The organism is Massilia sp. R2A-15, from assembly GCF_030704305.1.
Classification (GTDB): domain Bacteria; phylum Pseudomonadota; class Gammaproteobacteria; order Burkholderiales; family Burkholderiaceae_D; genus JAFCUW01.
The window spans coordinates 3,817,050-3,842,688 of sequence record NZ_CP131935.1 but is presented as its reverse complement, the minus strand read 5'-3'; the positions used below and the strand labels follow the sequence as shown (position 1 = coordinate 3,842,688).

Here is a 25,639-nt window from a genome sequence, read left to right as displayed (position 1 = left end):
CCCTGACCTGCGCCTATCGTGCGCCCGGAACTAAAAAGGGACGCCGAAGCGTCCCTTTGTCGATGCTTTCGGTGGCCTTAGCCGCCGCGGCGCATCAGGTCGAAGAACTCCACATTGTTCTTCGTTGCCTTCATCTTGTCGAGGATGAACTCCATCGCTTCGATCTCGTCCATCGAGTACAGCAGCTTGCGCAGGATCCAGATCTTCTGCAGCTGGTCCGGCTTGATCAGCAGCTCTTCGCGGCGGGTGCCCGACTTGTTCAGGTTGATCGCCGGGTAGACGCGCTTCTCGGCCAGGCGGCGCTCGAGGTGCACTTCCATGTTGCCGGTGCCCTTGAATTCTTCAAAGATCACGTCGTCCATGCGCGAGCCGGTTTCGATCAGCGCGGTGGCGATGATGGTCAGCGAGCCGCCTTCTTCGATGTTACGCGCCGCGCCGAAGAACCGCTTCGGACGCTGCAGCGCGTTGGCGTCGACGCCGCCGGTCAGCACCTTGCCCGAAGCCGGGATCACGGTGTTGTAGGCGCGCGCCAGGCGGGTGATCGAGTCGAGCAGGATCACGACGTCCTTCTTCATTTCGACCAGGCGCTTGGCCTTTTCCATCACCATCTCGGCGACCTGCACGTGGCGGGTGGCCGGCTCGTCGAAGGTCGAGGCGACGACTTCGCCGCGCACCGAGCGCTGCATCTCCGTCACTTCTTCCGGACGCTCGTCGATCAGCAGCACGATCAGGGTGCAGTCAGGATGGTTCGCGGTGATCGCGTGCGCCATGTGCTGCAGGATGACCGATTTGCCCGACTTTGGCGACGCCACCAGCAGGCCGCGCTGGCCTTTGCCGATCGGCGCGATCAGGTCGATGATGCGGCCGGTGATGTTCTCCTGGCCCATCATCTCGCGCTCGAGGCGCAGCGGCTCGTTCGGGTGCAGCGGCGTCAGGTTCTCAAACAGGATGCGGTGCTTCGACGCTTCGGGCGATTCGCCATTGACCTTGTCGACCTTGACCAGCGCGAAATAGCGTTCGCCGTCCTTCGGCGTGCGCACTTCGCCTTCGATCGAGTCGCCGGTGTGCAGGTTGAAGCGGCGGATCTGCGACGGCGAGATGTAGATGTCGTCGGTCGAGGCCATGTAGGACGCGTCGGGCGAGCGCAGGAAGCCGAAGCCGTCCGGCAGCACCTCGAGGGCGCCGTCGCCGAAAATTTGTTCGCCCGACTTGGCGCGCTTCTTCAGGATCGCAAACATCAGTTCCTGTTTGCGCAAGCGGGCCGCGTTGTCGATGTCGAGGCCAATGGCCATCTCGAGAAGTGCCGAGACGTGCATTGCCTTCAGTTCAGATAAGTGCATGAGTTGAGTCCCGTGACGGGAATTAAAGGTAGGGGAGGGAGTTACGTGGGTTAATCAAGGGGGAAGGAGTCAAACGAGGGCTGGTTCTCTTCCCGGCCGGATCAGGCGGCTAGCGCGGGCGCGCTGCCGCCGGCATCATATCAGATGTTGCTGTCGATGAAGGAAGTCAGCTGGCCCTTGGCCATGGCGCCCACCTTCTGCGCGGCTGCAACGCCGTTCTTGAACAGGATCAGCGTCGGGATGCCGCGGATGCCGAACTTGGCCGGCACGGCCTGGTTGGCGTCGACGTCCATCTTGGCGACCAGGATCTTGCCGTCGTATTCCTTGGCCACTTCCTCGAGGATCGGGCCGATCGCCTTGCACGGACCGCACCACTCGGCCCAGAAATCGACCAGTACCGGGCGCTCGGACTTGAGCACGTCGGCCTCGAAAGATGCATCGCTGATGTGTTTGATATTTTCGCTCATATTCTTTCCTCAACAGAGGGTGGGGTCAAATTACGCCTTGGCTTGCCCGGTCCGATCGCGGACTTGATGACGGCATGCCAGCCAGCTTCCTGTTCTTGCAACACTTATGGTGGCGACGGAGTGCGCAAATTCAATAAGTGGGGAGTGACAAGGGGGCGTCAGGCGGGGAATTAGACGAAATAATAACCTATTTTCCCAAAAAGGGGCGTCGCTTTGCATGAAAAGTTAAGTATTGTGCAAGCGTCCTTGCGCGGCGCCGATCCTGGGCCGGGTTGCGGGAACCTTATCCGACGCTGCCGGTGTATTGATACAGCGCGCCGGGATGCCACATCGTGACCACCGAGGCGACCCGGCCCATCGAGGTGGTGCGGCGCTTGAGCACCAGGCAGCTGCCGTGCGGCGCGATCGCCAGCATCTCGGCCACCTCGCGCGGCGCGGCCAGCGCCTCGATGCTGTAGGTGGCGCCCTGCAGCGGCGCGGCCTCCATCAGGTGCTCGTTGGGCGTGATGGCGGCGAAGTCCTGCTCCAGGTAGCGCGGTGCGCAGGCCGGGTTGACCCAGCGGTCCTCGACCTGGATCGGCACGGCGTTCTCGAAATGGACGATCACCGAATGGAACAGCGCGCTGCCCGGCGCCAGCTCGAACTGGTGCGCCAGCGCCTCGCTCGCCCGGGACTGCTCCAGCAGGCGCAGGCTGCTGGCGTGGACATGGCCGCGCGCGCGGATCTCGTCGGCGATGCTCTTGATCTCGACCAGCGTGGCCTGGTATTTTTTCGGCGCGACGAAGGTGCCCGAGCCCTGGCGGCGCGTAAGCACCTGTTCGGCGGTGAGCTCGCGCACGGCGCGGTTGACGGTCATGCGCGAGACCCCGAACTGGCGCACCAGCGCCTGCTCCGACGGGACCACTTCGCCTTCCTTCCAGCGCCCGGCGGCGATCTCGCCGGTGAGGTAGTCTTTGATACGCTGGAAAATGGGCGTGCTCTCTTGCGCGATCTGGTCTTCCAAACTACTCTCCGAAGGACGGTCCCAAAATTCGATTCTAGCACTTGAATTCAAAAGCAAGACCCGGGGTGACTTGATCGGCCGCCGGGCGCAGCATGATGGTTCAGGCACGAACCAACAGAGGCAACACGATGACAGCATCACACTACACGAGCGACGCGGCGCGCTGGGACGCGGTCCAGCGGCGCGACGCGCAGGCCGACGGCCAGTTCTGGTATTCGGTCAGCAGCACCGGCGTCTACTGCCGGCCTTCCTGCGGCGCGCGGCCGGCGCTGCGCAAGAACGTCGCCTTCCACGACAGCTGCGCCAGCGCCGAGCAGGCGGGCTTCCGGCCCTGCCTGCGCTGCAAGCCGGACCAGCCGCCGCTGGCCGAGCGGCACGCGCAGGCGGTGGCCGCGGCGTGCCGCCTGATCGATGCGAGCGAAGACGCGCCGGACCTCGACAGCCTGGCGCAGGCCTGCGGCATGAGCCGCTTCCACTTCCACCGCATCTTCAAGGCGCACACAGGGATCACGCCGAAAGCCTACGCGGCGGCGCGGCGCGCGCGGCGCATGCAGCAGGAGGTGGCCGCGGCGCCGAGCGTCACCGACGCCATCTACGCGGCCGGCTTCAACTCGAGCGGGCGCTTCTACGCAGCCACCGACGCGGTGCTCGGCATGAGCCCGAAGGCGTTCCGCGCCGGCGGCAGCGGCGCCTCGATCCGGTTCGCCATCGGCGCCTGCTCGCTGGGCGCGATCCTCGTCGCCGCTACCGGCAAGGGCATCTGCGCGATCCTGATCGGCGACGACCCCGATGCGCTGGCGCGCGACCTGCAGGACCGCTTCCCGCGCGCCGAACTGCGCGGCGCCGAGGCCGATTTCGAACAGACTGTGGCCAAGGTGGTCGGCTTCGTCGAGCATCCGGCGATCGGCCTCGACCTGCCGCTCGACGTGCGCGGCACCGCGTTCCAGCAGCGCGTGTGGCAGGCGCTGCGCGCGATACCGGCCGGCGAAACGGTCAGCTACGCCGAGCTGGCCGAGCGCGTCGGCATCGCACAGGGCGCGCGCGCGATCGCCGGCGCCTGCGCGGCCAATCCGGTCGCGGTGGCGATTCCGTGCCACCGCGTGGTGCGGCAGGATGGATCGATCTCCGGCTACCGCTGGGGCGTCGAGCGCAAGGCCGCGCTGCTCAAGCGCGAGAGCGGCGCGTGAGGCTCGACTGGGAGCGCATCGCCGCGGAACTCGATGAACACGGATGCGCGGTGGCGCCGGGATTGCTGACGCCCGCGCAATGCGCTGCCTACGCGGCGAGCTATGCATCGCCGGACCTGTTTCGCAGCCGGGTGGTGATGGAGCGCCACGGTTTCGGGCGCGGCGAGTATCGATATTTTGCATATCCGCTGCCGGACGGGCTGGCGCAGCTGCGGCGCGAGCTGTATCCGCCGCTTGCCGTCATCGCCAACCGCTGGCACCAGGCGCTCGACATCGAAACGCGGTTCCCTGCGCAGCATGACGAATTCATCGTGCGCTGTCATGCGGCCGGCCAGCTGCGCCCAACGCCGCTGCTGCTGCAGTACCGCGAGGGCGACTACAACTGCCTGCACCAGGACCTGTATGGAGAGCACGTGTTCCCGCTGCAGGTGGCGGTGCTGCTGTCGCGGCCCGGCGAAGACTTCAGCGGCGGCGAATTCGTGCTGACCGAGCAGCGGCCGCGGATGCAGTCGCGCGTCGAAGCGGTGCCGCTGCAGCAGGGCGACGCCGTGATCTTCCCGGTCAACCTGCGGCCGGTGAACGGTGCGCGCGGACCGTACCGCGTCGCGATGCGGCATGGCGTGAGCCGGCTGCGCTCCGGTCTGCGCCACACCCTCGGCATCATCTTCCACGACGCGACGTAGGCTGGCAACGGGTCTGACCCCGCGGGTCAGACCCAGGTTTGCTGCCGAGCAAATTGGGGGCGGACCCGCTTTTTATAAGGCTTTTTATATTTCTGCCCGACTTTTAAACAGGTCTGACCCCATTGTTTAAAGGGTCTGACCCCGCGGCTCAGGCCCGGGTTCAGCTACACTCACGAGATAAAATTCTTCCGGAGATTTGTAGATGCGCCTGTCCACGCTGTTCGCCCTCGCTTCCCTCGGCGCCTTGTCCGCCGCCCACGCCGATACCGTCATCGACCGCGCCAACGGCTACACACTTAACAGCAAGGGAGAACTGGTGCACTTCGTCTCGCTCGCCTTCGACGACAAGGGCAAGATCATCGCCCTCGGCGGCGCGCCGGAAGTGGCGGCCAAGGCGCCCAAAGCACGCCACATCGACATGCAGGGCAAGACCGTGCTGCCGGGCCTGATCGACGCCCATGGCCACGTGTTCAGTCTGGGCGACATGCTGACCCAGCTCGACCTCTCGGGCACGACTTCGCTCGCGGACGCGCTGAAGGCGGCGGCCGCCTACGCCAGGGCCAATCCGAGCCAGGCATGGCTGCGCGGGCGCGGCTGGAACCAGGAGATCTGGAAGCTGGGACGATTCCCGACTGCGGCGGAGCTCGATGGCGCCGTGGCCGACCGCCCGATGTGGCTCGCGCGCGTCGACGGCCACGCCGGCTGGGCCAACAGCCGCGCGCTGCAACTGGCCGGCATCACCAAATCGACGCCGGACCCCGCCGGCGGCAAGATCATGCGCGACGCCAGCGGCAACGCCACCGGCGTCCTGGTCGACGCGGCCAAGGACCTGGTCGAGAAAGTGCTGCCGAAGCAGGGCGAGGCGGAAGCGCGCATTGCGCTCGACCGTTCGCTGGCGGAGATCGCGCGGGTCGGCCTGACCAGCGTGCACGACGCCGGCATCGAAGTCGGCAACGACGCGCTGTTCCGCGACTACGCCGACCACGGCAAGCTCACGGCCCGCATCTACGCCATGATCGGCGGCACCGAGCGCGATTTCGACCAGCTCTCCAAAAAAGGTCCGCTGAAAAGCTACGCCGACGACATGTACGCGCTGCGCGCGGTGAAACTGTATTCCGACGGCGCGCTGGGCAGCCGCGGCGCGGCGATGCTGGAGCCGTACAGCGACGAGAAAACCTCGCACGGCCTGCTGTTCCACACCGACGCCGACCTGCGCGCGATGATGCAGAAGGCGATGAAGAAGGGCTACCAGGTCAACGTTCACGCCATCGGCGACGCGGGCAACCATCAGGTGCTGGAGGGCTTCGAGCAGCTGGTGCCGAAGACCGCGACGTCCGGCCTGCGCCACCGCATCGAGCACGCGCAAGTGGTGGCGCTTGCCGACATCCCGCGCTTCCGCGACATCGGCATCATCCCGTCGATGCAGCCGACCCACGCGACGTCCGACATGAACATGGCCGAACAGCGCGTCGGCGCCGAGCGGATCAAGGGCGCCTACGCCTGGCGCACCTTCCTCAAGCAGGGCTCGCACATCGCCTGCGGTTCCGACTTCCCGGTCGAGGCGCCCAATCCGTTCTACGGCATCCACGCCGCCGTCACCCGCCAGGATGCGAAGAACCAGCCGGCCGCCGGCTGGCACGCCGACCAGGCGATGAACGTGCGCGAGGCGTTCCGCTGCTTCACGCTCGACGCGGCCTACGCCGCCCACCAGGAAAACGTGGTCGGCTCGCTGGAAGCGGGCAAGTGGGCCGATTTCATCGTCGTCGACCGCGACCTGTTCACCATCCCGGCGTCCGACATCCGCAAGACGGTGGTGCTGCAAACCTGGGTCGCCGGGCGCCAGGTTTACCCGAAGAAGTGATAGGTAAGCGGGGTGGAGGCGCCGAAAAAGGTTGACTGGCTTGTATAGACAACCTAGACTTTCAGCTAACTTCACCCACCCCAGGAGCTGTCATGAGCACCGACGCCGATCCCCGCTTCGATTCCACCCGCGTGATCCACGCGCCACGCGGCACTGAACTGTCCTGCAAAAGCTGGCTGACCGAGGCGGCCTACCGGATGCTGCAAAATAACCTGGACCCGGCGGTCGCGGAAAACCCGCAGCACCTGGTGGTCTACGGCGGCATCGGCCGCGCCGCGCGCAACTGGGCCTGCTTCGACCAGATCCTCGCCTCGCTGCGCACCCTGGAAGACGACCAGACCTTGCTGATCCAGTCGGGCAAGCCGGTGGGCGTATTCCAGACCCACACCGACGCGCCGCGCGTGCTGATCGCCAATTCGAACCTGGTGCCGAAGTGGGCCACCTGGGAGCATTTCAATGAACTGGACCGCAAGGGCCTGTTCATGTACGGGCAGATGACGGCCGGCAGCTGGATCTACATCGGCACCCAGGGCATCGTGCAGGGCACCTACGAGACCTTCGCCGAAGCCGGGCGCCAGCATTTCGGCGGCGACTGGGGCGGGCGCTGGATCCTTACCGCGGGCCTGGGCGGCATGGGCGGCGCGCAGCCGCTGGCGGCCAGCTTCGCCGGCGCGGTGTCGCTCAACATCGAATGCCAGCAAAGCTCCATCGACTTCCGCCTGCGCACCGGCTACCTGGACAAGCAGGCAGCGAACATCGACGAAGCGATCGCGCTGGTCAAGCAGCACACCGCAAACCGCGAGGCGGTGTCGATCGGATTGCTCGGCAATGCGGCCGAGGTGCTGCCGGAACTGGTGCGCCGCGCCAAAGCCGGCGGCATCGTGCCCGACCTGGTCACCGACCAGACCTCGGCGCATGACCTGATCAACGGCTACCTGCCGATAGGCTGGAGCGTGGCCGAATGGAAGGCGGCGCAGCAGGACGCCAGCCAGCACGCGCGCCTGCGCGACGCCGCCGCCGCGTCGTGCGCGCAGCACGTGCAAGCGATCCTCGACTTCCACGCGATGGGCGTCAAGGCAGTCGACTACGGCAACAACATCCGCCAGGTCGCGTTCGACCAGGGCGTGGCCGATGCCTTCGCGTTCCCCGGCTTCGTGCCGGCCTACATCCGGCCGCAGTTCTGCGAAGGCCGCGGTCCGTTCCGCTGGGTGGCGCTGTCGGGCGACCCGGAAGACATCTACAAGACCGACGCCAAGATCAAGGAGCTTTTCCCGGAGCAGAAACAGGTGCATCATTGGCTCGACATGGCGCGCGAACGGATCGCGTTCCAGGGCCTGCCGGCGCGCATCTGCTGGCTGGGGCTGGGCGAACGGCACATCGCCGGCCTGGCGTTCAACGAGATGGTGCGCAAGGGCGAATTGAAGGCGCCGATCGTGATCGGCCGCGACCACCTCGATACCGGCTCGGTCGCCAGTCCCAATCGCGAAACGGAAAGCATGCGCGACGGGACCGACGCGGTGTCCGACTGGCCGCTGCTGAACGCGATGCTCAACACCGCCGGCGGCGCGACCTGGGTGTCGCTGCACCACGGCGGCGGCGTGGGCATGGGCTACTCGCAGCACGCCGGCATGGTGATCGTCGCCGACGGCACCGAAGCGGCGGCGAAGCGCCTGGCGCGCGTGCTGGTCAACGACAGCGGCTCGGGCGTGATGCGCCACGCCGATGCCGGCTACGATACCGCAATCGCCTGCGCCGAGCGCAATGGCCTCGATTTACCGATGATTAAAAAATGATGACGAATTCTATGTGGACCCTGACTCCCGGCGCGATGACGCTGACCGATTTGCGCAACGTGTGGGAGCGTCCGGCGCCGATCAAGCTGGCGGACAGCGCCTGGCCGGCCATCGAAGCCTCCGCCGCATCCGTGCGCGCGATCGTCGCGAAGGGCGACGCGGCCTACGGCATCAACACCGGCTTCGGCATCCTGGCCAAGTCGCGCATTCCCGACGACCAGCTCGAACAGCTGCAGCGCAACCTGATCCTGTCGCATTCGGTGGGCACCGGCGAACTGCTGTCGGACGCCGTCGTGCGCCTGGTCATGCTGATGAAGATCGGCAGCCTGGCGCGCGGCTTCTCCGGCGTGCGCCCGGTGATCGTCGAAACGCTGGTCGCGCTGTACAACGCGGGCATCATGCCGGCGATTCCGGCCAAGGGCTCGGTCGGCGCGTCGGGTGACCTGGCGCCGCTGGCGCACATGACGCTGGCGATGCTCGGCGTCGGCCAGGTGCGCGTCAACGGCGAACTGGCCGACGCGGCCGAAGCGCTGTCCGGGGCCGGCATCGCGCCGGTCGTGCTGGCGGCGAAAGAGGGCCTGGCGCTGATCAACGGCACCCAGGTATCGACCGCGCTGGCGCTGCACGGCCTGTTCATGGCCGAGCGCCTGCTGGAGGCGGCGATCGTCGCCGGCGCCCTGTCGCTGGATGCCGCCAAGGGCAGCGACGCGCCGTTCGACGCGCGCGTGCACGAGGTGCGCGGCCAGCCCGGCCAGATCGCCACCGCCAGGATCTATCGCGAGCTGGTGGCCGGCAGCGCAATCCGCGCCTCGCACCTGGTCGGCGACGAGCGTGTGCAGGACCCGTACAGCCTGCGCTGCCAGCCGCAGGTGATGGGCGCCGTCATGGACATCATCGGCAACGCCGGCCGCACCCTGCTGATCGAAGCGAACGCCGTGACCGACAATCCGCTGATCTTCGGCGGCGAGATCATCTCGGGCGGGAACTTCCACGCCGAGCCGGTCGCCTTCGCGGCCGACACGCTGGCGCTGGCGATCGCCGAAATCGGCGGCCTGGCCGAGCGCCGCATCGCGCTGCTGATCGACGCCACCTTGTCCGGCCTGCCGCCGTTCCTGGTGCGCGAGCCGGGCGTCAATTCCGGCTTCATGATCGCCCACGTCACCGCGGCAGCGCTGGCGTCGGAGAACAAGTCGCTGGCGCATCCGGCCAGCGTCGACAGCCTGCCGACCTCGGCCAACCAGGAAGACCACGTCAGCATGGCCACCTTCGCGGCGCGCCGGCTTGACGATATGGCGCACAATACAGCTGTCATCATCGGCATTGAACTGCTGGCCGCGGCGCAGGGCATCGACTTCCACCGCCCGCTGGCCAGTTCCGGCCACCTCGAGCACGTGCATGAGCAGCTGCGCCGCCAGGTGCCGTTCTTCGAGGCCGACCGCTTCTTCGCGCCCGACATCGAAGCGGCCAAGCAGATGGTGATCAAGGGGACGCTGAGCGCGTCGTGCAAGGAGCTGTTCACGGCGCTTCACCAATAAGGAAGGAGAGGCGATGGATTTCGAGTTCAAGGCCGGCAGTCTTCCGATCCTCGTGTCGATGCCGCACGCCGGCGCCGATATCCCGGACGACATCGCAGCGCAGCTCGCGCCCTGCGCGCTGGAGCGGGCCGACACCGACTGGCACCTGCCGGAGCTGTACGGCTTCCTCGGCGAGATGGGCGCCTCGACCATTGCCGCGCGCTGGTCGCGCTACGTCATCGACCTGAACCGCCCGCCGGAAGACACCAACCTGTATCCCGGCATGGACACCACCGGCCTGTGCCCGGTCGATACCTTCGGCCGCGAGCGCCTGTACCTGCCGGGACGCGCGCCGTCCGAAACTGAAATCGCGCGCCGGCTCGAATCCTACTGGCGGCCCTACCATCGGCAGCTGCGCGCCGAACTCGATCGCCTGCTGGCGCTGCACGGCAGGGTGGTGCTGTGGGACGCCCATTCGATCGCATCGAGGGTGCCGCGCTTTTTCGAAGGCCGGCTGCCTGACCTGAACTTCGGCACGGCCAGCGGCGCCTCGTGCGCTCCCGCGCTGACCGAAGCCGTCATCGCGCAGGTACCCAAGAGGTTCAGCGTCGCCGTCAATGGCCGCTTCAAGGGCGGCTATATCACGCGCAATTACGGCCAGCCCGCATCGAACATCCATGCTATCCAGCTCGAGATGTGCCAGTGCCTGTACATGGATGAGAGCGCGCCGTTCGCGTACCGGCGCGATCTCGCCAGCGAAGTGCAGCCCGCGCTGCGCGACATGATCGCGGCCGCTGCCGATTGGGTGCGGCCATGAGCGGCTGGCTGTTCGCCCGCCGGGCGCTGCTGCCCCAGGGATGGGCGGCTGACGTCCTGATCGAATGGGACGACGCCGGCGTGCTGACCGCAGTGACGCCCGGGTCGTCGGGGTCAGGTCCGCAGGACCAGACCCCGCGGACCGTGGAGCTGGTCTTGCCCGGCATGGTGAACCTGCATTCGCACGCCTTCCAGCGCGCGTTGGGCGGGCTGACCGAAACCGCCGGCGACAATCCGGACAGCTTCTGGACCTGGCGCGAACTGATGTACCGCTTCGCGCGCAACATCACGCCGGAGCAGATCGAAGCGATCGCGGCGCAGCTGTTTTCCGAATGCCTGCGGCACGGCTACACGTCGGTGTGCGAGTTTCATTACGTGCAGCGTGCGCCGGACGGCTCGCTCTATGCGCGGCCGGCGGAAACGGCCGAACGCGTTGCGGCGGCGTCGCGGGCGGCCGGCATCGGCCTGACCATGCTGCCGGTGCTGTACAGTTACGCAGGCTTCGGCGAACTGGCGCTGGGCAGCGACCAGCAGCGCTTTCGCACCGATCCCGACCAGGTGCTGCGCATCGTCGAAGCGCTCGAACCGCTGCGCGGCGGCCAGTTCGAAGTGGGCGCGGCGCCCCATTCGCTGCGGGCGGCCTCGGTCAGCCAGATCCTCGAACTGACGCAGGCGCTGCCGGCCGGCCGCCCGCTCCATATCCACATCGCCGAACAGCAGGCCGAAGTGCTCGGCTGCCTCGAATTTTCCGGCATGCGCCCGCTTCGCTACCTGTCCGAGCACATCGCGCTCGACGCGCGCTGGTGCCTGGTGCACGCCACCCATATCGACGCCGATGAAGTCGACCGCATCGCCGACAGCGGCGCCGTCGCCGGCCTGTGTCCGACCACTGAAGCGAACCTGGGCGACGGCATCTTCCCGCTGGAGCAGTTCATCCACGCGGGCGGACGATTCGGCATCGGCAGCGACAGTCACGTGTCGCAAAGCCCGGTCGAAGAGCTGCGCTGGCTGGAGTACGGCCAGCGCCTGCAGCACCAGCGGCGCAACGTCGCGGTCTCGCACACGCAACGCCGGGTCGCCGAATTCCTCTGGCAGGGCGCCTTGCAGGGCGGCGCGCAGGCCAGCGGCCGGCCGGTAGGCGCGCTGGCGGCTGGGCTGCGCGCCGACCTGCTGGTGCTCGACAGCGAGCATCCGAATCTGGACGGCGCGGCAAGCGACGATGTGATGGGCGCCTTCATCTTCGCCGGGAACGACAACCTGGTGCGCGATGTGCTGGCGGGCGGACGCTGGGTAGTGCAGGGCGGGCGGCACGTCGACCAGGACGCCATCGCGCGGCGCTATAAACAGGCCCTTGCCGAACTGCGGGAGTTCCGCTCATGACCATGCTCATTCCGTTTGCCAGCCTTGCGCCGGTGCCGTGGAAGAACGGCGGCGGCAGCACGACCGAGATCACGGTCGAACCGCCGGAATCGCAGTTCCACGATTTCGACTGGCGCATCAGCCTTGCGACGGTGTCGCAGGACGGCCCGTTCTCGCTGTTTCCCGGCATTGATCGCACGCTTGCGCTGGTCGAAGGACCCGGCCTGCTGCTCGACATCGACGAGTGCCGCCGCTTCGTGCTGGGCGACGAGGACACGGTGATCGAGTTCGCCGGCGAGGCCGCGGTGCAGGCGACCCTGAACGGCGGACCGACCATCGACTTCAATGTGATGACACGGCGAGCAAGCTGCCATCACAAATTCGGACGCCGGCGCCTTGAGGGCCGCTCGGTGTTCGCGCCGCGGGGCGACCGCACGGTACTCTTCCTGGCTGAAGGCGAGAGCCTGTCGGTCAGCAGCGACGACGAGCGCATTGGCCTGGTGCGCTTCGACGCCATCGTATTCGACACCGAAACCGTCTGGACGCTCGAAGCGACCGAGGCCACCATCTTCATCGTCGACATCTTCCTCGGATCCGGCAAGCCATGACGGCGGGCGCCACCGTCTTCACTAACCTGCACCTGGCCACGATGGCCGACGGCTACGGCGAGCTGCGCGACGGCGCGGTGCGCGTCGAAGAGGGCCGCATCGTGTGGGTCGGCCCGCGCGCACAGGCGCCCATGGAGGGCGCGACCATCGTCGACGGCGGCGGCTGCTGGCTCACGCCCGGCCTGATCGACTGCCACACGCACATCGTCCATGCCGGCAACCGCAGCGGCGAATTCGAGGCGCGCCTGAACGGGGCCAGCTACGAGGACATCGCGCGCGCCGGCGGCGGCATCATGTCCACCGTGCGCGCCACCCGCGCCGCGTCGGAGCAGGAGCTGATCGATCAAAGCCTGCCGCGCGTGGCCAGCCTGCTGGCCGAAGGCGTCACCACAATCGAAGTCAAATCCGGCTATGGGCTCGACCTCGACACGGAAGCGAAGATGCTGCGCGCCGCGCGGCGCATCGGCGGTGTGGTGCCGGTCGATGTCGCGACGACCTTCCTCGGCGCCCACGCGCTGCCGCCGGAGTATGTCGGGCGGGCGGACGACTACATCGACGCGGTGTGCGAGCAGATGCTGCCGCAACTGGCGGCGCAGGGGCTGGTGGACGCGGTCGACGCCTTCTGCGAGCGCATCGGCTTCTCCAACGCCCAGACCGAGCGCGTGTTCGAGGCCGCGCGCAAGCTCGGCCTGCCGGTCAAGCTGCACGCCGAGCAGCTGTCGGACCAGCGCGGCGCGCAGCTGGTGGCGCGCTTCGGCGGCCTGTCGGCCGACCATCTGGAACACCTGAGCGAAGAGGGCGTGGCGGCGATGGCGGCGGCCGGCACCGTGGCGGTCCTGCTGCCCGGCGCCTACTACTTCCTGCGCGACACCACGCCGCCGCCGGTGGCGCAGCTGCGCGCGGCCGGCGTGCCGATGGCGGTGGCGACGGACTGCAATCCCGGGACCTCGCCGCTGACATCGATCCTGCTCGCGATGAACATGGCCTGCACCCTGTGGCGCCTGACACCGCAAGAAGCGCTGGCCGGCTGCACGGTCAACGCGGCGCGCGCGCTGGGCCGCCAGGCCGACATCGGCACCATTGAAGTGGGCAAGCGCGCCGACTTCGCGCTGTGGGACATCGCGCGTCCGGCCGACCTGTCGTATGCGATGGGCTTCAATCCCTGCCGCGGCGTCGTCAATGCGGGCGTGTTGCGCGCGCCGGTGGTAAGCTGGCGCGATTGACAACACCCTGGAGAGTGCGTGCGCACCAGACTTGACGCGGTCCGCCGCTGGCTAGCGGTTCTGATGATTGCGGCCTGCGCCAGCGCCTCTGCCGGCGAGGGTGCGCTTCGCGTCGGCTCGAAGCGCTTCACCGAATCGTACATTCTCGGCGAAGTGCTGACGCAGACCGCTGCCGCGCACGGCAAGGCTGAACACCGCCAGGGCCTGGGCAACACCGCCATCGTCCTCGCCGCGCTGCAGGGCGGCAGCATCGACGTCTATCCCGAATATCTCGGCACCATCGACCTCGAGATCCTCAAGAACGACAAGCCGACGTCGCTTGCGCAGATTCGCGCGGCGCTCGCGAAGATGGGGCTTGGAGTTGGCGTGCCACTCGGCTTCAACAACACCTACGCGCTGGCCGTGCGCGGGGACAGCAAGTTGGCCGCTCTGTCTTCGCTGGCGCAGCATCCCGAACTGAAGCTGGGGCTGTCGCACGAATTCATCGGGCGCGCCGATGGCTGGCCGGGGCTGGCCACGCGGTATGGCTTGCCGCAGCAGCCGCGCGGGCTCGATCACGGCATTGCGTACGAAGCGCTGGCGCAGCGCCAGGTGGACGTGATCGACATCTACTCGACCGACGCGAAAATTCGCCAGTACGGGCTGCGCGTGCTGGACGACGACCTGCACTACTTTCCGCGTTACGACGCCGTGCTGCTGTACCGGCTCGACGCGCCGAAGCGATTTCCGGAGGCGTGGCGCGCGATCGAACAGCTGGAAGGGCGCATCTCGCCCGCCAACATGATCGCCATGAACGCCGCGGTGGAACTGGAGGGCCAGAGTTTCGCGAAGGTCGCGTCGAACTGGCTGGCGGGCGGACAGGCCAAGACAGGACCGCGCAGCGCGCTGATGGCCAGGATGTTCGACGCGAACCTGTGGAAGCTCACGCGCGAGCACATCACGCTGGTGCTGTTGTCGGTGACGCTGGCCTGCCTGGGCGGCATCCCGCTCGGCGTGCTGGCCGCTTTCGTTCCGCGCCTGCGCCAGCCGGTGCTGGCGTTCACCGGCGTGCTGCAGACGGTGCCGTCGCTGGCGCTGCTGGCGATGCTGATCCCTTTGCTCGGGATGATCGGCACGGTGCCGGCGCTGGTGGCGCTGTTCGTGTATGCGCTGTTGCCGATCGTGCGCAACACCTGCACCGGTTTGCTGCAGGTGCCGCCCGGTTTGCGGATGGCCGCGCTGGCGCTGGGGATGGAGCGGCGCGATCGCCTGGTGAACGTGGACTTGCCGCTGGCGCTGCCCGTGATTTTGGCGGGCGTGAAGACGGCGGCGGTGATGAGCGTGGGCACGGCTACGATCGCCGCCTTCATCGGCGCGGGTGGTTACGGCGAGCGGATCACGATCGGCCTGGCGCTTAACGACAACGACATGCTGCTGGCCGGCGCGATTCCCGCGGCGGTGCTGGCCCTGCTGACGCAAGGCGCATTCGAGACTGTCGAATGGCTGTTGGCGCGACGCCGAACTGCCCTGCGATAACATCGTAAATTCTGTGAATTCTGGGTCAGACCAAGCAGTCAGACCAACTGGTCTGACCCCGGTGCAGAACAATTGATTCGCATCAACCCGAAATTTTCCAGCCGGATAATTATGGAAGCAACGGTTGCACAGATTCGCTGTTCCGCGTATCCGAGTCTCCCCTCCCATCCTAGACAAATGGGTTTAACCCACGGTGATCCTCCCCGTGGGTTTTTTATTTCCGGGAATTGAAGGTCAGCGTGCGTTGCTGGCCAGCTGGGTCAGCGCATCGCCGGTCACGCGGCAGATGCGCCAGTCGGGCATCACGTCGGCGCCCACGCCCTTGTAGAACTGGATCGCCGGCTCGTTCCAGTCCAGGACCGACCATTCGAAACGGCCGCAGCCGCGCTCGACGGCAATCTGGGCCAGCTTGACCAGCATCTGGCGGCCGAAGCCCTTGCCGCGGTGGACTTGTTTGACGTACAGGTCTTCCAGGTACAGGCCCTTGCGCGTGAGGAAGGTCGAGAAATTGTGGAAGAACAGCGCGAAGCACACCACTTCGTCACCCTCGACGCCGACGATCGCCTCGCACGTCGGACGCGCGCCGAACAGGCCATCGTGCAGCAACGCTTCGGTCGCCACCACCATGTGTTCGAGTTTTTCGAAGACCGCCAGTTCGACGATCATGGCGTGGATGTGGGCAACGTCGGACGGCTGGGCCGGACGCACGGAGAAAGCAGGGGATACAGTCATGGAGTCTCTAAAACAGGAGTGGAGGAAACACGGGATACAGGGCGCGGCGCCGGAGCGCGAACCGCCCAGGCGACGCTGGCCAGGCACAGTACCATGCCCAGCCATTCAAGCGGGCCGGGCCGGTATTGTTCGAGCCGGATCGACAGCAGCACCGAAATGACCGGCGTGACGACGCCGATGTACACGGCCTTTTGCGAGCCGATCCGGTTGATCAGGGTGAAGTAGGCCATGAAGGCGATCACCGAGCCGAAAATCGACAGGTAGAACAAGCCGAACCAGTAACGGGGCGCGGCCGGCGCCGTCAGCGACTGCCCCGTCAGCGCGATCCACGCCAGCACCAGCGCGGTGCCCCAGAACATCGACCAGGCCATGGTCAGCAGCAGGTTCGACGATTGCTCGCGCACCTTGCCGACGATCACGCTGCCGGCCGAACTGGAAATGGTCGCCACCAGCGCCAGCGCCAGGCCCAGCAGGAAGTGGCCGCTGCCCCCGAACTGGAGGTCGTGCCAGGCGGCGCCGATCGAACGGGAAAACAGCAGCGCGACGCCGGCGGTCGCGACGGCGCCGGCCGACCAGGTGCGCGCGCCGATCGGGGCGCCGAAAAGGAGGCGCGCGCAGATCGGCGTCCAGAACACCATCAGCGCGAACAGCACCGCCACCAGCGCGGAGACCAGGTACTGCTCTGAGCCGTAGGTGCACACATACGACAGGCCGAAGCTGAGGAAGCCTTGCAGCATCACCCAGCGCTGGGCGCGCCACGGCAGGCGCAGGCGGTCGCCGCGCATCAGGCACCAGGCGAACAGGGTGGCCGCGGCGATGCCGAATCGATACGCGACCGACGCCGCCGGCGCCACCTCGCCCAGTTGCAGCGTGATGGCCCAGAAGGTCGAGCCCCAGATCAGCGAGCAGATAGTAAACAGGAGGGGGGAGGACATCGCGGAAGTATACGGGCTTTCGAAGTTTCTTGTCAGCCATGGCGTCGAAACGACAGCCATCTGCGCCACGTTTGAGGCGCAACAAGGCGCCCCGTAAACTGCGCTGGGCGGCCATCCGGGCCGGTATCATGGATTCCAACTGCGCAGAGGCCCTCCCATGAAACCGTCGCTCCGACTTCGCATCCTTATCTTGCTGGGCTACGTCGTGTTGTGCACCGCGCTGGTCCTGGTCGAACAGGCCGACGGCCCCGCGCAGTCCGCGCAGGCGTCCGTGGAGGAGCCGGAATGAGCAGTGGCCGGATCAGTACGCCACGTGCAGCCGGCGGTACAGGAAGCTGAGTACGAACAGCGGGCCGATCAGCAGGAAGCGCAGGTCCTCCAGGAAGGACGGCTTCTTGCCTTCGATCTTGTGGCCGATGAACTGGCCCACCCAGGCCAGCACGAAGATGGCGATCGACAGCGGCAGCACGGTCGCCGGCGGCAGCGCGCGCAGCAGGCCGAGGATCAGCGCCGTCATGACCAGCATGCCGACGGCAAACGGGCGCGACAGCTTGAAGTAATACCACAGCGACGCCACGCTGACGGCCAGCGCCACCAGCGGATGGATCGCCCACAGGATGCCGAGCAGCGAAAACACGATCACCGGCACGCACACAATGTGGATCAGCTCGTTCGTGTGGTTCAGGTGGCTCTCGCCGTATTTGGCCAGCAGCGCATCGATGTCGCGCGCGTGTCCCGTCTCTGGCATGGTGCTCTCCGTTTGTTGTTGTGATGTTGGTCTTGCGGGACGATTCTACACCGGGCGATGCTGGCCGGATCTTTCCGCCAGCCGCCTTGTCGCAGCGTCCGGTAAAATCGATCGGATGACCGAGCCAATCCCGGATCCACTGTTGAGAAAGCGATGCTTCGATCCCGTCGTCGACGATCGAACCCGATTGCTCATCCTGGGCAGCCTGCCAGGCGAGAAGTCACTTGCCATTCAGCAGTACTACGGCAACCGCCAGAATCAATTCTGGATGTTGATGTCCGAAGTGATCGACGTGGAGCTGGTGCCGCTGGATTACGCTTCGCGCCTGCAGACATTGCTGCTGCACGGGGTCGGATTGTGGGACGTTGTGGCGGAAGCGCATCGTCCTGGAAGCCTCGACAGCGACATTCGGAACCGAGATGACAACGATCTGCTCGGGCTACTTGCGCGTTTTCCGGCAATTGATTCGATCGCATTCAATGGCGGGACAGCCTTCAGGCTCGGCGTTAGGGTGCTTGGTGAACACGGCTCGCGTTATCAACTGCTTGACCTTCCGTCCAGCAGCCCAGCCCACACAAAGCCGTATTTGGAAAAATTGGAGCGATGGGCAGCCTTACGCCAGATTGTAAAAGCGACTGGTCCATCCCGTTTCCTCAAATAGTCGATCAATAGGCGCCGAATCAAAGTGCGCGCCATTCCTGCAGCGCCACTCCTTCGGCTTCTACCTGACAGTTATAGACGGAAATGACACTGGCGTGCCTTACATTCCATTCGCAATCCTCTCCAGCATCCATCTCTCTGGATCTCTCAGTGCCGGTAGCATTGGCAGCGTGTCGGATGGCGTCGATCATGAATGTATCGGTGCTGATTCCCAACTTTTGAGCCGCATGAGCGACTCGCTCTTCGAGCTCATCGGGAAGTTCTAATGATGTGAAAGACATGATCTCGTTTTCTCCCTTGCCCGGTTATACACACTCTAGTGCCAACAGCAGTGCTCCGCAACCGCGATTCGTCAATCCGCCCGCGCCACGACTCGCACGACGGTCTCCAGGTAATCCTCGAACCCCATCCGCAGATACAGCTGATGCGCCGCCTCGTTCGTGCGCATCACGTGCAGGAACGGCGCTTCGCCGCGCGCCACCTGGCGGTGCACCAGCCTGGCCATCAGCTTGCGCGCCAGGCCGCGGCCCTGGTAGTCGGGATGGGTGCATACGCCGCTGATCTCGCGCAGGCCCGGCGCGTGCATCCGCTCGCCCGCCATTGCGATCAGCCGGTCGCCGTCGAAATAGCCAAAGTATTCGCCCAGCTCGATGGTGCGCGGACCGAACGGTCCCGGCTTGGTCAGCGTCGCCAGCGCCAGCGCCTGGTCCGCATGTTCCGGTCCCAGCGCGACCGCATCCGGCGCTTCGTCGGCGGTCGGCAGCGCCGCATTCCACACCATCCGGAACATCGTGGCCTCGGCGTCGATGCGCCAGCCTTCCGGCGCGGCGCCGGTCCAGCTGTCGCAGTAGAAGTGCTCGCCCTTCTCGCAGAACGGCGCCAGCGACGCGAAGTCGGGGTCCCCGGGATCGGCAAACGCCAGGATCGGCGAGAAGCCCTTGGCGTAGCGGCGCGCGCCGCCGAACCCGCTGGCAAACTGCGCATGCGGGCCGGTGAGGGTGTTCCAGAAAATATCGTCGAGAAGCCGGTTTCGTTCCATGTCGCGCCGCCAGGTGAAAACGCGATTGTAGTACGCGGCGCGAAGCTTAGTGGCTGAAGGCGTCCAGCAGCTGGTCGACCAGGTCGGTCACTTCGTCCTCGGCGAGGCCAAGGTAGGCGCAGGCGCGCGCGCCGCCCTTTTCCCACTCGAGCGACTGGACGTGGCCCTGATAGGCCTGCAGCGCGCGCTCGGCCAGCAGCGACAGCGCCACCAGCGAGCGCACCGCGTCGTCGCTGGCGCGATCGTCGATGACGCTGTAATCGTGGTGATGCAGGATTGCCCACGCGACGTTGGCCGACAGGCCCCAGTTGCGCGCCAGCAGGCAGCCGATCGCAGCGTGGTTGGTGCTGTGGCGCTCGTCCTCGATGTCGGTAAAGCGTCGCGCGTCGTCGGCGCAGGCGATGTCGAAGGTGACGCCGTAGCCGTCGAAGCGGTCCAGCAGCAGCGCCACGCCGGTGTCGCAGAACAGGCCGAAGGTATGGGCCACGTCGGGTGCGCCGATGCGCAGGCGCCGCGACAGGAACACCATCGCCTGCGCGCGCCGGGTCGACAGGTCCCAGAACGCCGCCAGCGACACGTTGCCCGAGACGATCGCCTGGCGCGCCAGCAGGCCGGCCATCAGCGCGGCGACCTGGTTGATGCCGAGGAAAGCGATGGCCTGGTCGACCGATTTGGCCTGGCGCTTGCCGCCGTAGAACGAGGAGTTGGCCAGCTTGAGCAGGGCGCCGGCCATGCCGACATCGCTGGCGATGGTGCGCCCGATCGCCGCCGGCGACGGCTCGTGCGAGGCCAGCTCGCGCTGCAGGTCGGCGAGCAGGCTGGGACGGGGCGGGATCCGGATCGACTTGATCAAGGCGTCGACCGGGTCGGCGTCCGGCTGCGCGAGTACTGCAAGGTTGTTCATGGATCAACTAACGATTTCATTGCTTTTGGGAACTAATCGACATGATAAACCAGCGCCGCGCGGGCCGCACTCGTTCCACGCAATCTGTGGCATTCCGAACTGAACAAGGTGGACGTCCGTTATAAAATTGCTATATGAATAAATCGATTGTGGCCGGCATCGACTTTCGCGCGCCCTCGCACGAGGTGGCGCGCCAGCTGATCGGCGTGCTGGTGCTGGTGGACGGCGTTGGCGGGCGCATCGTCGAAACCGAAGCCTACGACCGCGAGGATCCGGCCTCGCACAGTTATTCCGGGCCGACGGAGCGCAATCGCGCCATGTTCGGAGCGCCGGCGCACGCCTATGTGTACCGTTCTTACGGCATCCACTGGTGCCTCAATTTCGTCTGCCGCGAGGAGGGCCACGGCGCCGGGGTATTGATCCGCGCGCTCGAGCCGCTGGCGGGACTGGACGTGATGCGCGCGCGCCGCGGCCTCGATGACGCGCGCCTGCTGTGCTCCGGTCCCGGCAAGTTGTGCCAGGCGCTGGCGGTGACGCGCGAGCATAACGGCATGGCGCTGGCGCTGCCGCCGTTCGAGCTGGCGCCGGGCGCGGCGCCGGTGGAAGTGGTGGCCGGTCCGCGCATTGGCATCTCGAAGGCGAAGGAGACGCTGTGGCGCTTCGGGCTGGCCGGCTCGCGCTTCGTCAGCCGGCCGTTTTGAGTTTAGAGTGCAAATGGTGCGGCTCGCAGAAACGGGGTCTGGTCCTGCGGACCTGACCCCATTTTGATTTCGCCAGGCCCCAAAGAGCACAGTGTGTAATCGCGGTGTCGCCCGGGATTTGCAACATGGGGTCAGGTCCGCAGGACCAGACCCCGACGATGCGCGCGCTACTGATTCGGCTAGCCCTGCTTGCGGCCCGTCGGACGATGTCCGAGCGCCCTCGGCGGCGTCCCGCGCATGCCGCTGCCCGGCGCCCGCCGTTCCTGCGGATCGCGGAAGCTGTCGGGCTCCGGCTCCGGCTCCGGTTCCTGCATCGCCGTCTCGTCGCCATCGATCTTGAAGATCGACACCGCCTGCGCCAGGTTGATGGTCTGCTCGTGCAGGCTGGCCGCCGCCGCCGCGGCTTCTTCGACCAGCGCGGCGTTCTGCTGCGTCATGTCGTCCATCTGGCCCACCGCGTGATTGACCTCGGCGATGCCCTCGGCCTGCTCCGAGCTGGCCACGCTGATGCGCGCGATGATGTCGTTGACCTGCTGGACCGAGGCGACGATGTTGCCCATGCTGCTGCCGGCCTCGTTGACCGACGCGCTGCCGCCGTCGATGATCGCCACCGACGCCGCGATCAGCGCCTTGATCTCCTTGGCCGCCGCCGCCGAGCGCTGCGCCAGCGTGCGCACTTCCGACGCCACCACCGCGAAGCCGCGTCCCTGCTCGCCGGCGCGGGCCGCCTCGACCGCCGCGTTCAGCGCCAGGATATTGGTCTGGAACGAGATCCCGTCGATCACGCCGATGATCTCGACGATCTTGCGTGAACTGGCCTTGATCGACTCCATCGTCGTCACCGCGCGGTCGACCGCCTTGCCGCCGTTGGCCGCCAGCGTCGCCGCGGACGCCGCCAGTTCGGTCGCCAGCCGCGCGTTGTTGGCGTTGTCCTTGACCGCGATGGTCAAGGTCTCCATCGCGCTGGCGGTCTGTTCCAGCGAGCCGGCCTGCATCTCGGTGCGGGTCGACAGGTCCAGGTTGCCGGTGGCGATTTCCTGCGACGCCGTGTCGATCGAGCGCACCGACGACAGGATGCTGCGCAGGCTGTCGGTCAGGCGCGATATGGTGTGGTCCAGCGCGCGCGAAGTGGCGGCGATTTCGTCGCGCCCGTCGGTGCCGGCGCCGCCCACCAGGCGGCCCTCGGCCAGTTCGCCCACCACGTCGGCGATCGCCCGGATATCGCCCAGCATCGCGCGCCGCACCAGGAAGGTGGCCAGCATCGACAGGCCGATCGACAGCAGCACCAGCAGCGCCATCGTCATCACCAGCGTACGGAACTCGGACTTCGCCGCGGCGAACGCATGCTCGGAGAGCGCGCGCTCGAGCGCCGACAGTTGCCCCAGCTGGCTATTGAGCACGCCGAACTCCTTCTCGGCCTTGCTCATCGACGCGGTGGCGGTCGACTGGTCCACCTGCGCCAGCTCGATCGTCTGCTGCACGCTTTTGCGGTAGCCCACCAGCGCGGCGCCGGACGCGTCGATGATCTTGCGCTCGGCCGGATCGGCCACCGCCGCCATCGCCGCCAGCTGTGCGGCGATCGCCGTGTGCTTGCGGCCGATGTCGGCGGTCAGCGCATCGACCCGCGCCTTGGCGAAACTGCCGTTGATCCACGCCAGCAGCTGATAGATGTTGGCGTGGGCGTACTTGGCGTCGCCCGACACGTCGGCCGCCGCTTTCAAACGCGCCGCCCGCACCTGCACCAGGTTCTCCAGCGACGCGTTCTGGCGCACCATGCCGTAATAGGCGCTGCCGGCGGTGACGATCAGCAGGATCAGGACCAGTCCCGGGGCCAACAGCAACTTGGGACCAATGCGTAATTTTTTCAGCATGCCGACTCCTGCCAGTGATGATTCAAACGCCGCGGGACGCCGAGTCCCTATTTCTTGTAGATGCCCGCCTCGAGCGTCACGTCGCCGACCAGCTGGATGTAGGTGGTCTTGGCTTCGACCTTGCCGCTGGAAGGGTTCTTGAACTTGTAGTCGACCCAGCCTTTGCCCTTTTTCTTGGCCAGTTCGAGGATCTCGCGGCGGAACAGCTTGCCGTCGGCGTCGGGCACGTCCACCAGGTCCTTGCCGATCATCGCGGAGTTGACCGGATTGGCCAGGATCACGCCCTTGGCGTCGCGCATGGTCAGGTACAGCGCGCCCTGCACATAGTCCGGATCCTTGGCGTTGATGCGCTTGATCATTTCCTCCTTGCTGCTCGACTTCATGAACGCGGCGCCTTTCTCGACCATCGAGATGGCGTCCTTTTCGGAGGGCTCGGCAAAGGCGCAAGGGGCCCAGGCGAGGGCGGCGGTGAGTACGGCGCAAGTAAGCAGTTTCATATTTCCTCCGGGAAATTCGTTGACGGTATCTACTGTACCGCCCGCCCGGAAACGCCGTTTGCGCTTTCTCAAAAGCATGGCTCGCACACCGGTGATTGCGATGCCGCAACTTGCCCATTGGCATCCGAACCTATCATTCCCCTTCGGAAATGATTTATTCCGCGTGCATTCCCACCAGATGAGGACTCACATGGTCAAAATTGCGATAATCGGCCTCGGGCCGCGTGGCATTTCAGTGTTCGACCGCATCATCGCCTATGCGCGCAACGACGCCAGCGCGACGCCGCTCGAACTGTACCTGTTCGACAGCAAGGAGTTCGGCCCGGGCTGCCACACGACCGACCAGGCCGACCACTTGCTGGTCAACACGGTGGCCTGCCAGATGACCCAGTTTTCCGACGACACCGTGCGCGGCGCCGGCCCGCTGCTGTACGGCCCGTCGTTCGCCGACTGGCTCGCCAGCCGCAACAGCATGAGCGGCATCGGCCCCAAGGAGGAGATCGACCGCAACGGCTACTATTCGCGCGCGCTGTTCGGCGACTACCTGCGCTGGGGCTTCGAGTACCTGAAGAAGCTGGCGCCGCCGCACATGACGATCTTCCTGCATAACTACGCCGGCGTCGACGACCTCGAATGGAAAGGCGAGCGCTGGACCGTCTCGTACGACGGCTGCGGCTATCCCGCCGACTTCGTGTTCCTCACCACCGGTCACGCGCGCAAGGTCCTCTCCGAGCCGGAGCGCGCGCTGACCGCGAAAGTCGAGGCGGCGCGCAGCCGCAATGCGCGCCTGCAGCTGGTGCTCGAGCCTTACCCGATCCGCAATGCGGTGTCGAGCGTGACCGCCAGCGACACCATCGCCATCGAAGGCATGGGCCTGACCAGCTTCGACCTGATCTCGCAGCTGACGGCCGGCCGCGGCGGCAAGTTCGAATCCTGCGGCAAGATGGAGCCGGCGGCGCGCCTGCGCTACCGCCCGTCGGGCCAGGAACCGAAGATCCTGCTGTACTCGCGCTCCGGGCTGCCGCTGACGGCGCGCGCGGTTAATCAGAAGGGCGTGTTCGGCCAGTACAAGCCGAAGTTCCTCACCTTCGCCAAGGTAGAGCAGCTGCGCCGCGAGTCCGGCGGCGGCCAGCTCGATTTCGAAAAGCAGATCATCCCGCTGCTGTGGTGCGACATGCAGTTCGCCTACTACTTCGCCTACCTGCACCACAAGCGCGACAAGATCGCCGCACTCATGTTCAGCAACGAGTTCATGGCGTGCGAAAACGGCAAGGCGCGCCAGGCGCTGATCGACCGCCACATCGACCGCCGCGAGCAGCTGTCGTGGGAAAAGCTGGTCGACCCGATCCCGCCGCTGGCGCTCAAGAGCCGGCGCCAGTTCGACGACTGGCTGCGCGGGCACATGTGGCGCGACGTCGAGCACGCGCTGCGCGGAAACCTCGATAGCCCGGTCAAGTCGGCCTGCGACGTGCTGCGCGACGTGCGCGACGTGGTGCGCAGCGCGATCGACTTCGGCGGCCTGTACGAACACTCGCACCGCTGGGTGCTGTCCGAATTCCTGCCGATCATGAACCGCCTCGCGGTCGGCCCGCCGAAGGAACGCATCGCCCAGCTGCTGGCGCTGATGGACGCCGGCACCGTGCGCGCCGATTTCGGCCCGGGCGCGCACAGCACCCTCGACGAAGGCAATGGCTGCTTCGTGGTGCATAGTCACTGGCAGGGCGATCCCGTCACCGCCAATGTGCTGGTGCGCGGCCGCGCTTCGCTGCCCGGCCCGCTGGAGGACAAGTCGCCGCTGATGCGCAAGCTGGTGCAGCGCGGGATCGTGCGGCCCTTCACGAACGGCCAGTTCCACCCGGGCGGCATCACGGTCGACCGCAACATGAACGTGGTGGCGCAGGACGGCTCCTCGCAGACCACGCTTTGGGCGCTGGGCACCCTGGTCGAAGGCTGCAAGTTCTACACCTTCGTGCTGCCGCGCCCTGGCGCCAACTCCACCACCATGGTCGACGCCGGGCGTGCGGTCGGCCTGATGATGGACGCCATCGCCGAGCGCTGCGCCAAGCCCGTGCCCGCGCCCGTGTCCGCGCAGGAAGCGTTCGAACCGGTCGCGCTGCGCCTGGTGTCCGAACCCGAGCCCGAAATCGTCCATTGCAGCTCCGCCGCGATGGTCCAGAGCTGAG

At 66.5% G+C, this 25,639-nt stretch carries 25 protein-coding genes; 14 read left to right on the top strand and 11 right to left on the bottom strand.

Annotated elements, in window-relative coordinates; translation table 11 throughout:
- Positions 1-77: 77 nt before the first annotated feature.
- The 3 genes from rho to hutC all read right to left on the bottom strand — a co-directional run bounded on the left by rho (position 78) and on the right by hutC (position 2,810).
- On the bottom strand, positions 78-1,340 hold the full coding sequence (gene rho, locus Q4S45_RS17615; protein ID WP_305506505.1) for a transcription termination factor Rho: 1,263 nt from the start codon (positions 1,338-1,340) through the stop codon (positions 78-80).
- 140 nt (positions 1,341-1,480) lie between these two features.
- Positions 1,481-1,807: a thioredoxin TrxA gene (gene trxA, locus Q4S45_RS17610; RefSeq protein WP_305506503.1), complete on the bottom strand. Its 327-nt coding sequence runs from the start codon at positions 1,805-1,807 to the stop codon at positions 1,481-1,483.
- A 283-nt stretch (positions 1,808-2,090) separates the two neighbouring features.
- Positions 2,091-2,810, bottom strand: coding sequence for a histidine utilization repressor (hutC, locus tag Q4S45_RS17605; protein WP_305506501.1), 720 nt, complete (start codon positions 2,808-2,810; stop codon positions 2,091-2,093).
- 128 nt (positions 2,811-2,938) lie between these two features.
- Here hutC and ada point away from each other — a divergent pair, with 128 nt between their 5' ends.
- The 10 genes from ada to Q4S45_RS17555 all read left to right on the top strand — a co-directional run bounded on the left by ada (position 2,939) and on the right by Q4S45_RS17555 (position 15,369).
- Positions 2,939-3,997 carry a bifunctional DNA-binding transcriptional regulator/O6-methylguanine-DNA methyltransferase Ada gene (gene ada / locus Q4S45_RS17600; protein ID WP_305506499.1) on the top strand — a complete coding sequence of 353 codons (1,059 nt, stop codon included), beginning with the start codon at positions 2,939-2,941 and terminating at the stop codon, positions 3,995-3,997.
- Positions 3,946-4,680: a 2OG-Fe(II) oxygenase gene (locus tag Q4S45_RS17595; RefSeq protein ID WP_305512142.1), complete on the top strand. Its 735-nt coding sequence runs from the start codon at positions 3,946-3,948 to the stop codon at positions 4,678-4,680. The genes ada and Q4S45_RS17595 overlap by 52 nt, the downstream gene beginning before the upstream one ends.
- A gap of 202 nt (positions 4,681-4,882) precedes the next feature.
- The gene (locus Q4S45_RS17590) at positions 4,883-6,541 is read left to right on the top strand and encodes an amidohydrolase (protein ID WP_305506497.1); all 1,659 of its coding nucleotides are present in this window, start codon (positions 4,883-4,885) and stop codon (positions 6,539-6,541) included.
- 92 nt (positions 6,542-6,633) lie between these two features.
- Positions 6,634-8,334, top strand: coding sequence for a urocanate hydratase (gene hutU / locus Q4S45_RS17585; RefSeq protein WP_305506496.1), 1,701 nt, complete (start codon positions 6,634-6,636; stop codon positions 8,332-8,334).
- Positions 8,331-9,869 carry a histidine ammonia-lyase gene (gene hutH, locus Q4S45_RS17580; RefSeq protein WP_305506494.1) on the top strand — a complete coding sequence of 513 codons (1,539 nt, stop codon included), beginning with the start codon at positions 8,331-8,333 and terminating at the stop codon, positions 9,867-9,869. Before hutU ends, hutH begins: the two co-directional genes overlap by 4 nt.
- 13 nt (positions 9,870-9,882) lie before the next feature.
- Positions 9,883-10,665, top strand: coding sequence for an N-formylglutamate deformylase (hutG, locus tag Q4S45_RS17575; protein WP_305506492.1), 783 nt, complete (start codon positions 9,883-9,885; stop codon positions 10,663-10,665).
- On the top strand, positions 10,662-12,044 hold the full coding sequence (locus Q4S45_RS17570; RefSeq protein WP_305506490.1) for a formimidoylglutamate deiminase: 1,383 nt from the start codon (positions 10,662-10,664) through the stop codon (positions 12,042-12,044). Before hutG ends, Q4S45_RS17570 begins: the two co-directional genes overlap by 4 nt.
- Positions 12,041-12,631: a HutD family protein gene (locus tag Q4S45_RS17565; protein WP_305506488.1), complete on the top strand. Its 591-nt coding sequence runs from the start codon at positions 12,041-12,043 to the stop codon at positions 12,629-12,631. Before Q4S45_RS17570 ends, Q4S45_RS17565 begins: the two co-directional genes overlap by 4 nt.
- The gene (gene hutI, locus Q4S45_RS17560) at positions 12,628-13,854 is read left to right on the top strand and encodes an imidazolonepropionase (protein WP_305506486.1); all 1,227 of its coding nucleotides are present in this window, start codon (positions 12,628-12,630) and stop codon (positions 13,852-13,854) included. Before Q4S45_RS17565 ends, hutI begins: the two co-directional genes overlap by 4 nt.
- Positions 13,855-13,917: 63 nt before the next feature.
- Positions 13,918-15,369, top strand: coding sequence for a glycine betaine ABC transporter substrate-binding protein (locus tag Q4S45_RS17555; RefSeq protein ID WP_305512141.1), 1,452 nt, complete (start codon positions 13,918-13,920; stop codon positions 15,367-15,369).
- Between the two features lie 234 nt (positions 15,370-15,603).
- On the opposite strand, the gene Q4S45_RS17550 is transcribed toward Q4S45_RS17555, so the two are convergent.
- A complete protein-coding gene (locus Q4S45_RS17550) occupies positions 15,604-16,101 on the bottom strand; it encodes a GNAT family N-acetyltransferase (RefSeq protein WP_305506484.1) in 498 nt (165 codons plus the stop codon).
- The gene (locus tag Q4S45_RS17545; protein ID WP_305506482.1) at positions 16,098-17,036 is read right to left on the bottom strand and encodes a DMT family transporter; all 939 of its coding nucleotides are present in this window, start codon (positions 17,034-17,036) and stop codon (positions 16,098-16,100) included. Before Q4S45_RS17545 ends, Q4S45_RS17550 begins: the two co-directional genes overlap by 4 nt.
- A 157-nt stretch (positions 17,037-17,193) precedes the next feature.
- Between Q4S45_RS17545 and Q4S45_RS17540 the strand changes: the two genes are divergently transcribed.
- Entirely contained in the window at positions 17,194-17,325 is a 132-nt protein-coding gene (locus Q4S45_RS17540) for a hypothetical protein (protein ID WP_305506480.1), read from the top strand.
- A 12-nt stretch (positions 17,326-17,337) separates the two neighbouring features.
- Here Q4S45_RS17540 and Q4S45_RS17535 read toward each other — a convergent pair whose 3' ends face one another.
- Positions 17,338-17,784 (bottom strand): DUF962 domain-containing protein, encoded by a 447-nt coding sequence (locus Q4S45_RS17535; protein ID WP_305506478.1) that lies wholly within the window; start codon positions 17,782-17,784, stop codon positions 17,338-17,340.
- A gap of 115 nt (positions 17,785-17,899) precedes the next feature.
- Between Q4S45_RS17535 and Q4S45_RS17530 the strand changes: the two genes are divergently transcribed.
- On the top strand, positions 17,900-18,445 hold the full coding sequence (locus Q4S45_RS17530; RefSeq protein WP_374046049.1) for a DNA-deoxyinosine glycosylase: 546 nt from the start codon (positions 17,900-17,902) through the stop codon (positions 18,443-18,445).
- A 19-nt stretch (positions 18,446-18,464) separates the two neighbouring features.
- Here the strand turns inward: Q4S45_RS17530 and Q4S45_RS17525 are convergent, their stop codons facing one another.
- From Q4S45_RS17525 to Q4S45_RS17515, 3 genes are all read right to left on the bottom strand, one after another.
- Positions 18,465-18,725 (bottom strand): hypothetical protein, encoded by a 261-nt coding sequence (locus Q4S45_RS17525; RefSeq protein ID WP_305506476.1) that lies wholly within the window; start codon positions 18,723-18,725, stop codon positions 18,465-18,467.
- A gap of 71 nt (positions 18,726-18,796) precedes the next feature.
- Positions 18,797-19,483 carry a GNAT family N-acetyltransferase gene (locus tag Q4S45_RS17520; protein ID WP_305506474.1) on the bottom strand — a complete coding sequence of 229 codons (687 nt, stop codon included), beginning with the start codon at positions 19,481-19,483 and terminating at the stop codon, positions 18,797-18,799.
- Between the two features lie 46 nt (positions 19,484-19,529).
- Positions 19,530-20,387, bottom strand: coding sequence for an HDOD domain-containing protein (locus Q4S45_RS17515; RefSeq protein WP_305506472.1), 858 nt, complete (start codon positions 20,385-20,387; stop codon positions 19,530-19,532).
- 134 nt (positions 20,388-20,521) lie between these two features.
- Between Q4S45_RS17515 and Q4S45_RS17510 the strand changes: the two genes are divergently transcribed.
- The gene (locus tag Q4S45_RS17510; RefSeq protein ID WP_305506470.1) at positions 20,522-21,088 is read left to right on the top strand and encodes a DNA-3-methyladenine glycosylase; all 567 of its coding nucleotides are present in this window, start codon (positions 20,522-20,524) and stop codon (positions 21,086-21,088) included.
- Between the two features lie 179 nt (positions 21,089-21,267).
- Here Q4S45_RS17510 and Q4S45_RS17505 read toward each other — a convergent pair whose 3' ends face one another.
- Together Q4S45_RS17505 and Q4S45_RS17500 are read right to left on the bottom strand one after the other, a co-directional pair.
- Positions 21,268-22,959 (bottom strand): methyl-accepting chemotaxis protein, encoded by a 1,692-nt coding sequence (locus Q4S45_RS17505; protein ID WP_305506468.1) that lies wholly within the window; start codon positions 22,957-22,959, stop codon positions 21,268-21,270.
- A 47-nt stretch (positions 22,960-23,006) separates the two neighbouring features.
- On the bottom strand, positions 23,007-23,456 hold the full coding sequence (locus Q4S45_RS17500; RefSeq protein WP_305506466.1) for a cache domain-containing protein: 450 nt from the start codon (positions 23,454-23,456) through the stop codon (positions 23,007-23,009).
- Between the two features lie 190 nt (positions 23,457-23,646).
- Here Q4S45_RS17500 and Q4S45_RS17495 point away from each other — a divergent pair, with 190 nt between their 5' ends.
- Positions 23,647-25,638 carry an FAD/NAD(P)-binding protein gene (locus Q4S45_RS17495; protein WP_305506464.1) on the top strand — a complete coding sequence of 664 codons (1,992 nt, stop codon included), beginning with the start codon at positions 23,647-23,649 and terminating at the stop codon, positions 25,636-25,638.
- Position 25,639 lies beyond the last annotated feature (1 nt).

Coding starts and splice junctions, on each gene's coding strand:
- rho (WP_305506505.1), bottom strand. CDS start 1,340: ATGCACTTATCTGAACTGAAGGCAATGCACGTCTCGGCACTTCTCGAG.
- trxA (WP_305506503.1), bottom strand. CDS start 1,807: ATGAGCGAAAATATCAAACACATCAGCGATGCATCTTTCGAGGCCGAC.
- ada (WP_305506499.1), top strand. CDS start 2,939: ATGACAGCATCACACTACACGAGCGACGCGGCGCGCTGGGACGCGGTC.
- Q4S45_RS17590 (WP_305506497.1), top strand. CDS start 4,883: ATGCGCCTGTCCACGCTGTTCGCCCTCGCTTCCCTCGGCGCCTTGTCC.
- hutU (WP_305506496.1), top strand. CDS start 6,634: ATGAGCACCGACGCCGATCCCCGCTTCGATTCCACCCGCGTGATCCAC.
- hutH (WP_305506494.1), top strand. CDS start 8,331: ATGATGACGAATTCTATGTGGACCCTGACTCCCGGCGCGATGACGCTG.
- hutG (WP_305506492.1), top strand. CDS start 9,883: ATGGATTTCGAGTTCAAGGCCGGCAGTCTTCCGATCCTCGTGTCGATG.
- Q4S45_RS17570 (WP_305506490.1), top strand. CDS start 10,662: ATGAGCGGCTGGCTGTTCGCCCGCCGGGCGCTGCTGCCCCAGGGATGG.
- Q4S45_RS17565 (WP_305506488.1), top strand. CDS start 12,041: ATGACCATGCTCATTCCGTTTGCCAGCCTTGCGCCGGTGCCGTGGAAG.
- hutI (WP_305506486.1), top strand. CDS start 12,628: ATGACGGCGGGCGCCACCGTCTTCACTAACCTGCACCTGGCCACGATG.
- Q4S45_RS17555 (WP_305512141.1), top strand. CDS start 13,918: ATGATTGCGGCCTGCGCCAGCGCCTCTGCCGGCGAGGGTGCGCTTCGC.
- Q4S45_RS17550 (WP_305506484.1), bottom strand. CDS start 16,101: ATGACTGTATCCCCTGCTTTCTCCGTGCGTCCGGCCCAGCCGTCCGAC.
- Q4S45_RS17545 (WP_305506482.1), bottom strand. CDS start 17,036: ATGTCCTCCCCCCTCCTGTTTACTATCTGCTCGCTGATCTGGGGCTCG.
- Q4S45_RS17540 (WP_305506480.1), top strand. CDS start 17,194: ATGAAACCGTCGCTCCGACTTCGCATCCTTATCTTGCTGGGCTACGTC.
- Q4S45_RS17535 (WP_305506478.1), bottom strand. CDS start 17,784: ATGCCAGAGACGGGACACGCGCGCGACATCGATGCGCTGCTGGCCAAA.
- Q4S45_RS17530 (WP_374046049.1), top strand. CDS start 17,900: ATGACCGAGCCAATCCCGGATCCACTGTTGAGAAAGCGATGCTTCGAT.
- Q4S45_RS17525 (WP_305506476.1), bottom strand. CDS start 18,725: ATGTCTTTCACATCATTAGAACTTCCCGATGAGCTCGAAGAGCGAGTC.
- Q4S45_RS17520 (WP_305506474.1), bottom strand. CDS start 19,483: ATGGAACGAAACCGGCTTCTCGACGATATTTTCTGGAACACCCTCACC.
- Q4S45_RS17515 (WP_305506472.1), bottom strand. CDS start 20,387: ATGAACAACCTTGCAGTACTCGCGCAGCCGGACGCCGACCCGGTCGAC.
- Q4S45_RS17510 (WP_305506470.1), top strand. CDS start 20,522: ATGAATAAATCGATTGTGGCCGGCATCGACTTTCGCGCGCCCTCGCAC.
- Q4S45_RS17505 (WP_305506468.1), bottom strand. CDS start 22,959: ATGCTGAAAAAATTACGCATTGGTCCCAAGTTGCTGTTGGCCCCGGGA.
- Q4S45_RS17500 (WP_305506466.1), bottom strand. CDS start 23,456: ATGAAACTGCTTACTTGCGCCGTACTCACCGCCGCCCTCGCCTGGGCC.
- Q4S45_RS17495 (WP_305506464.1), top strand. CDS start 23,647: ATGGTCAAAATTGCGATAATCGGCCTCGGGCCGCGTGGCATTTCAGTG.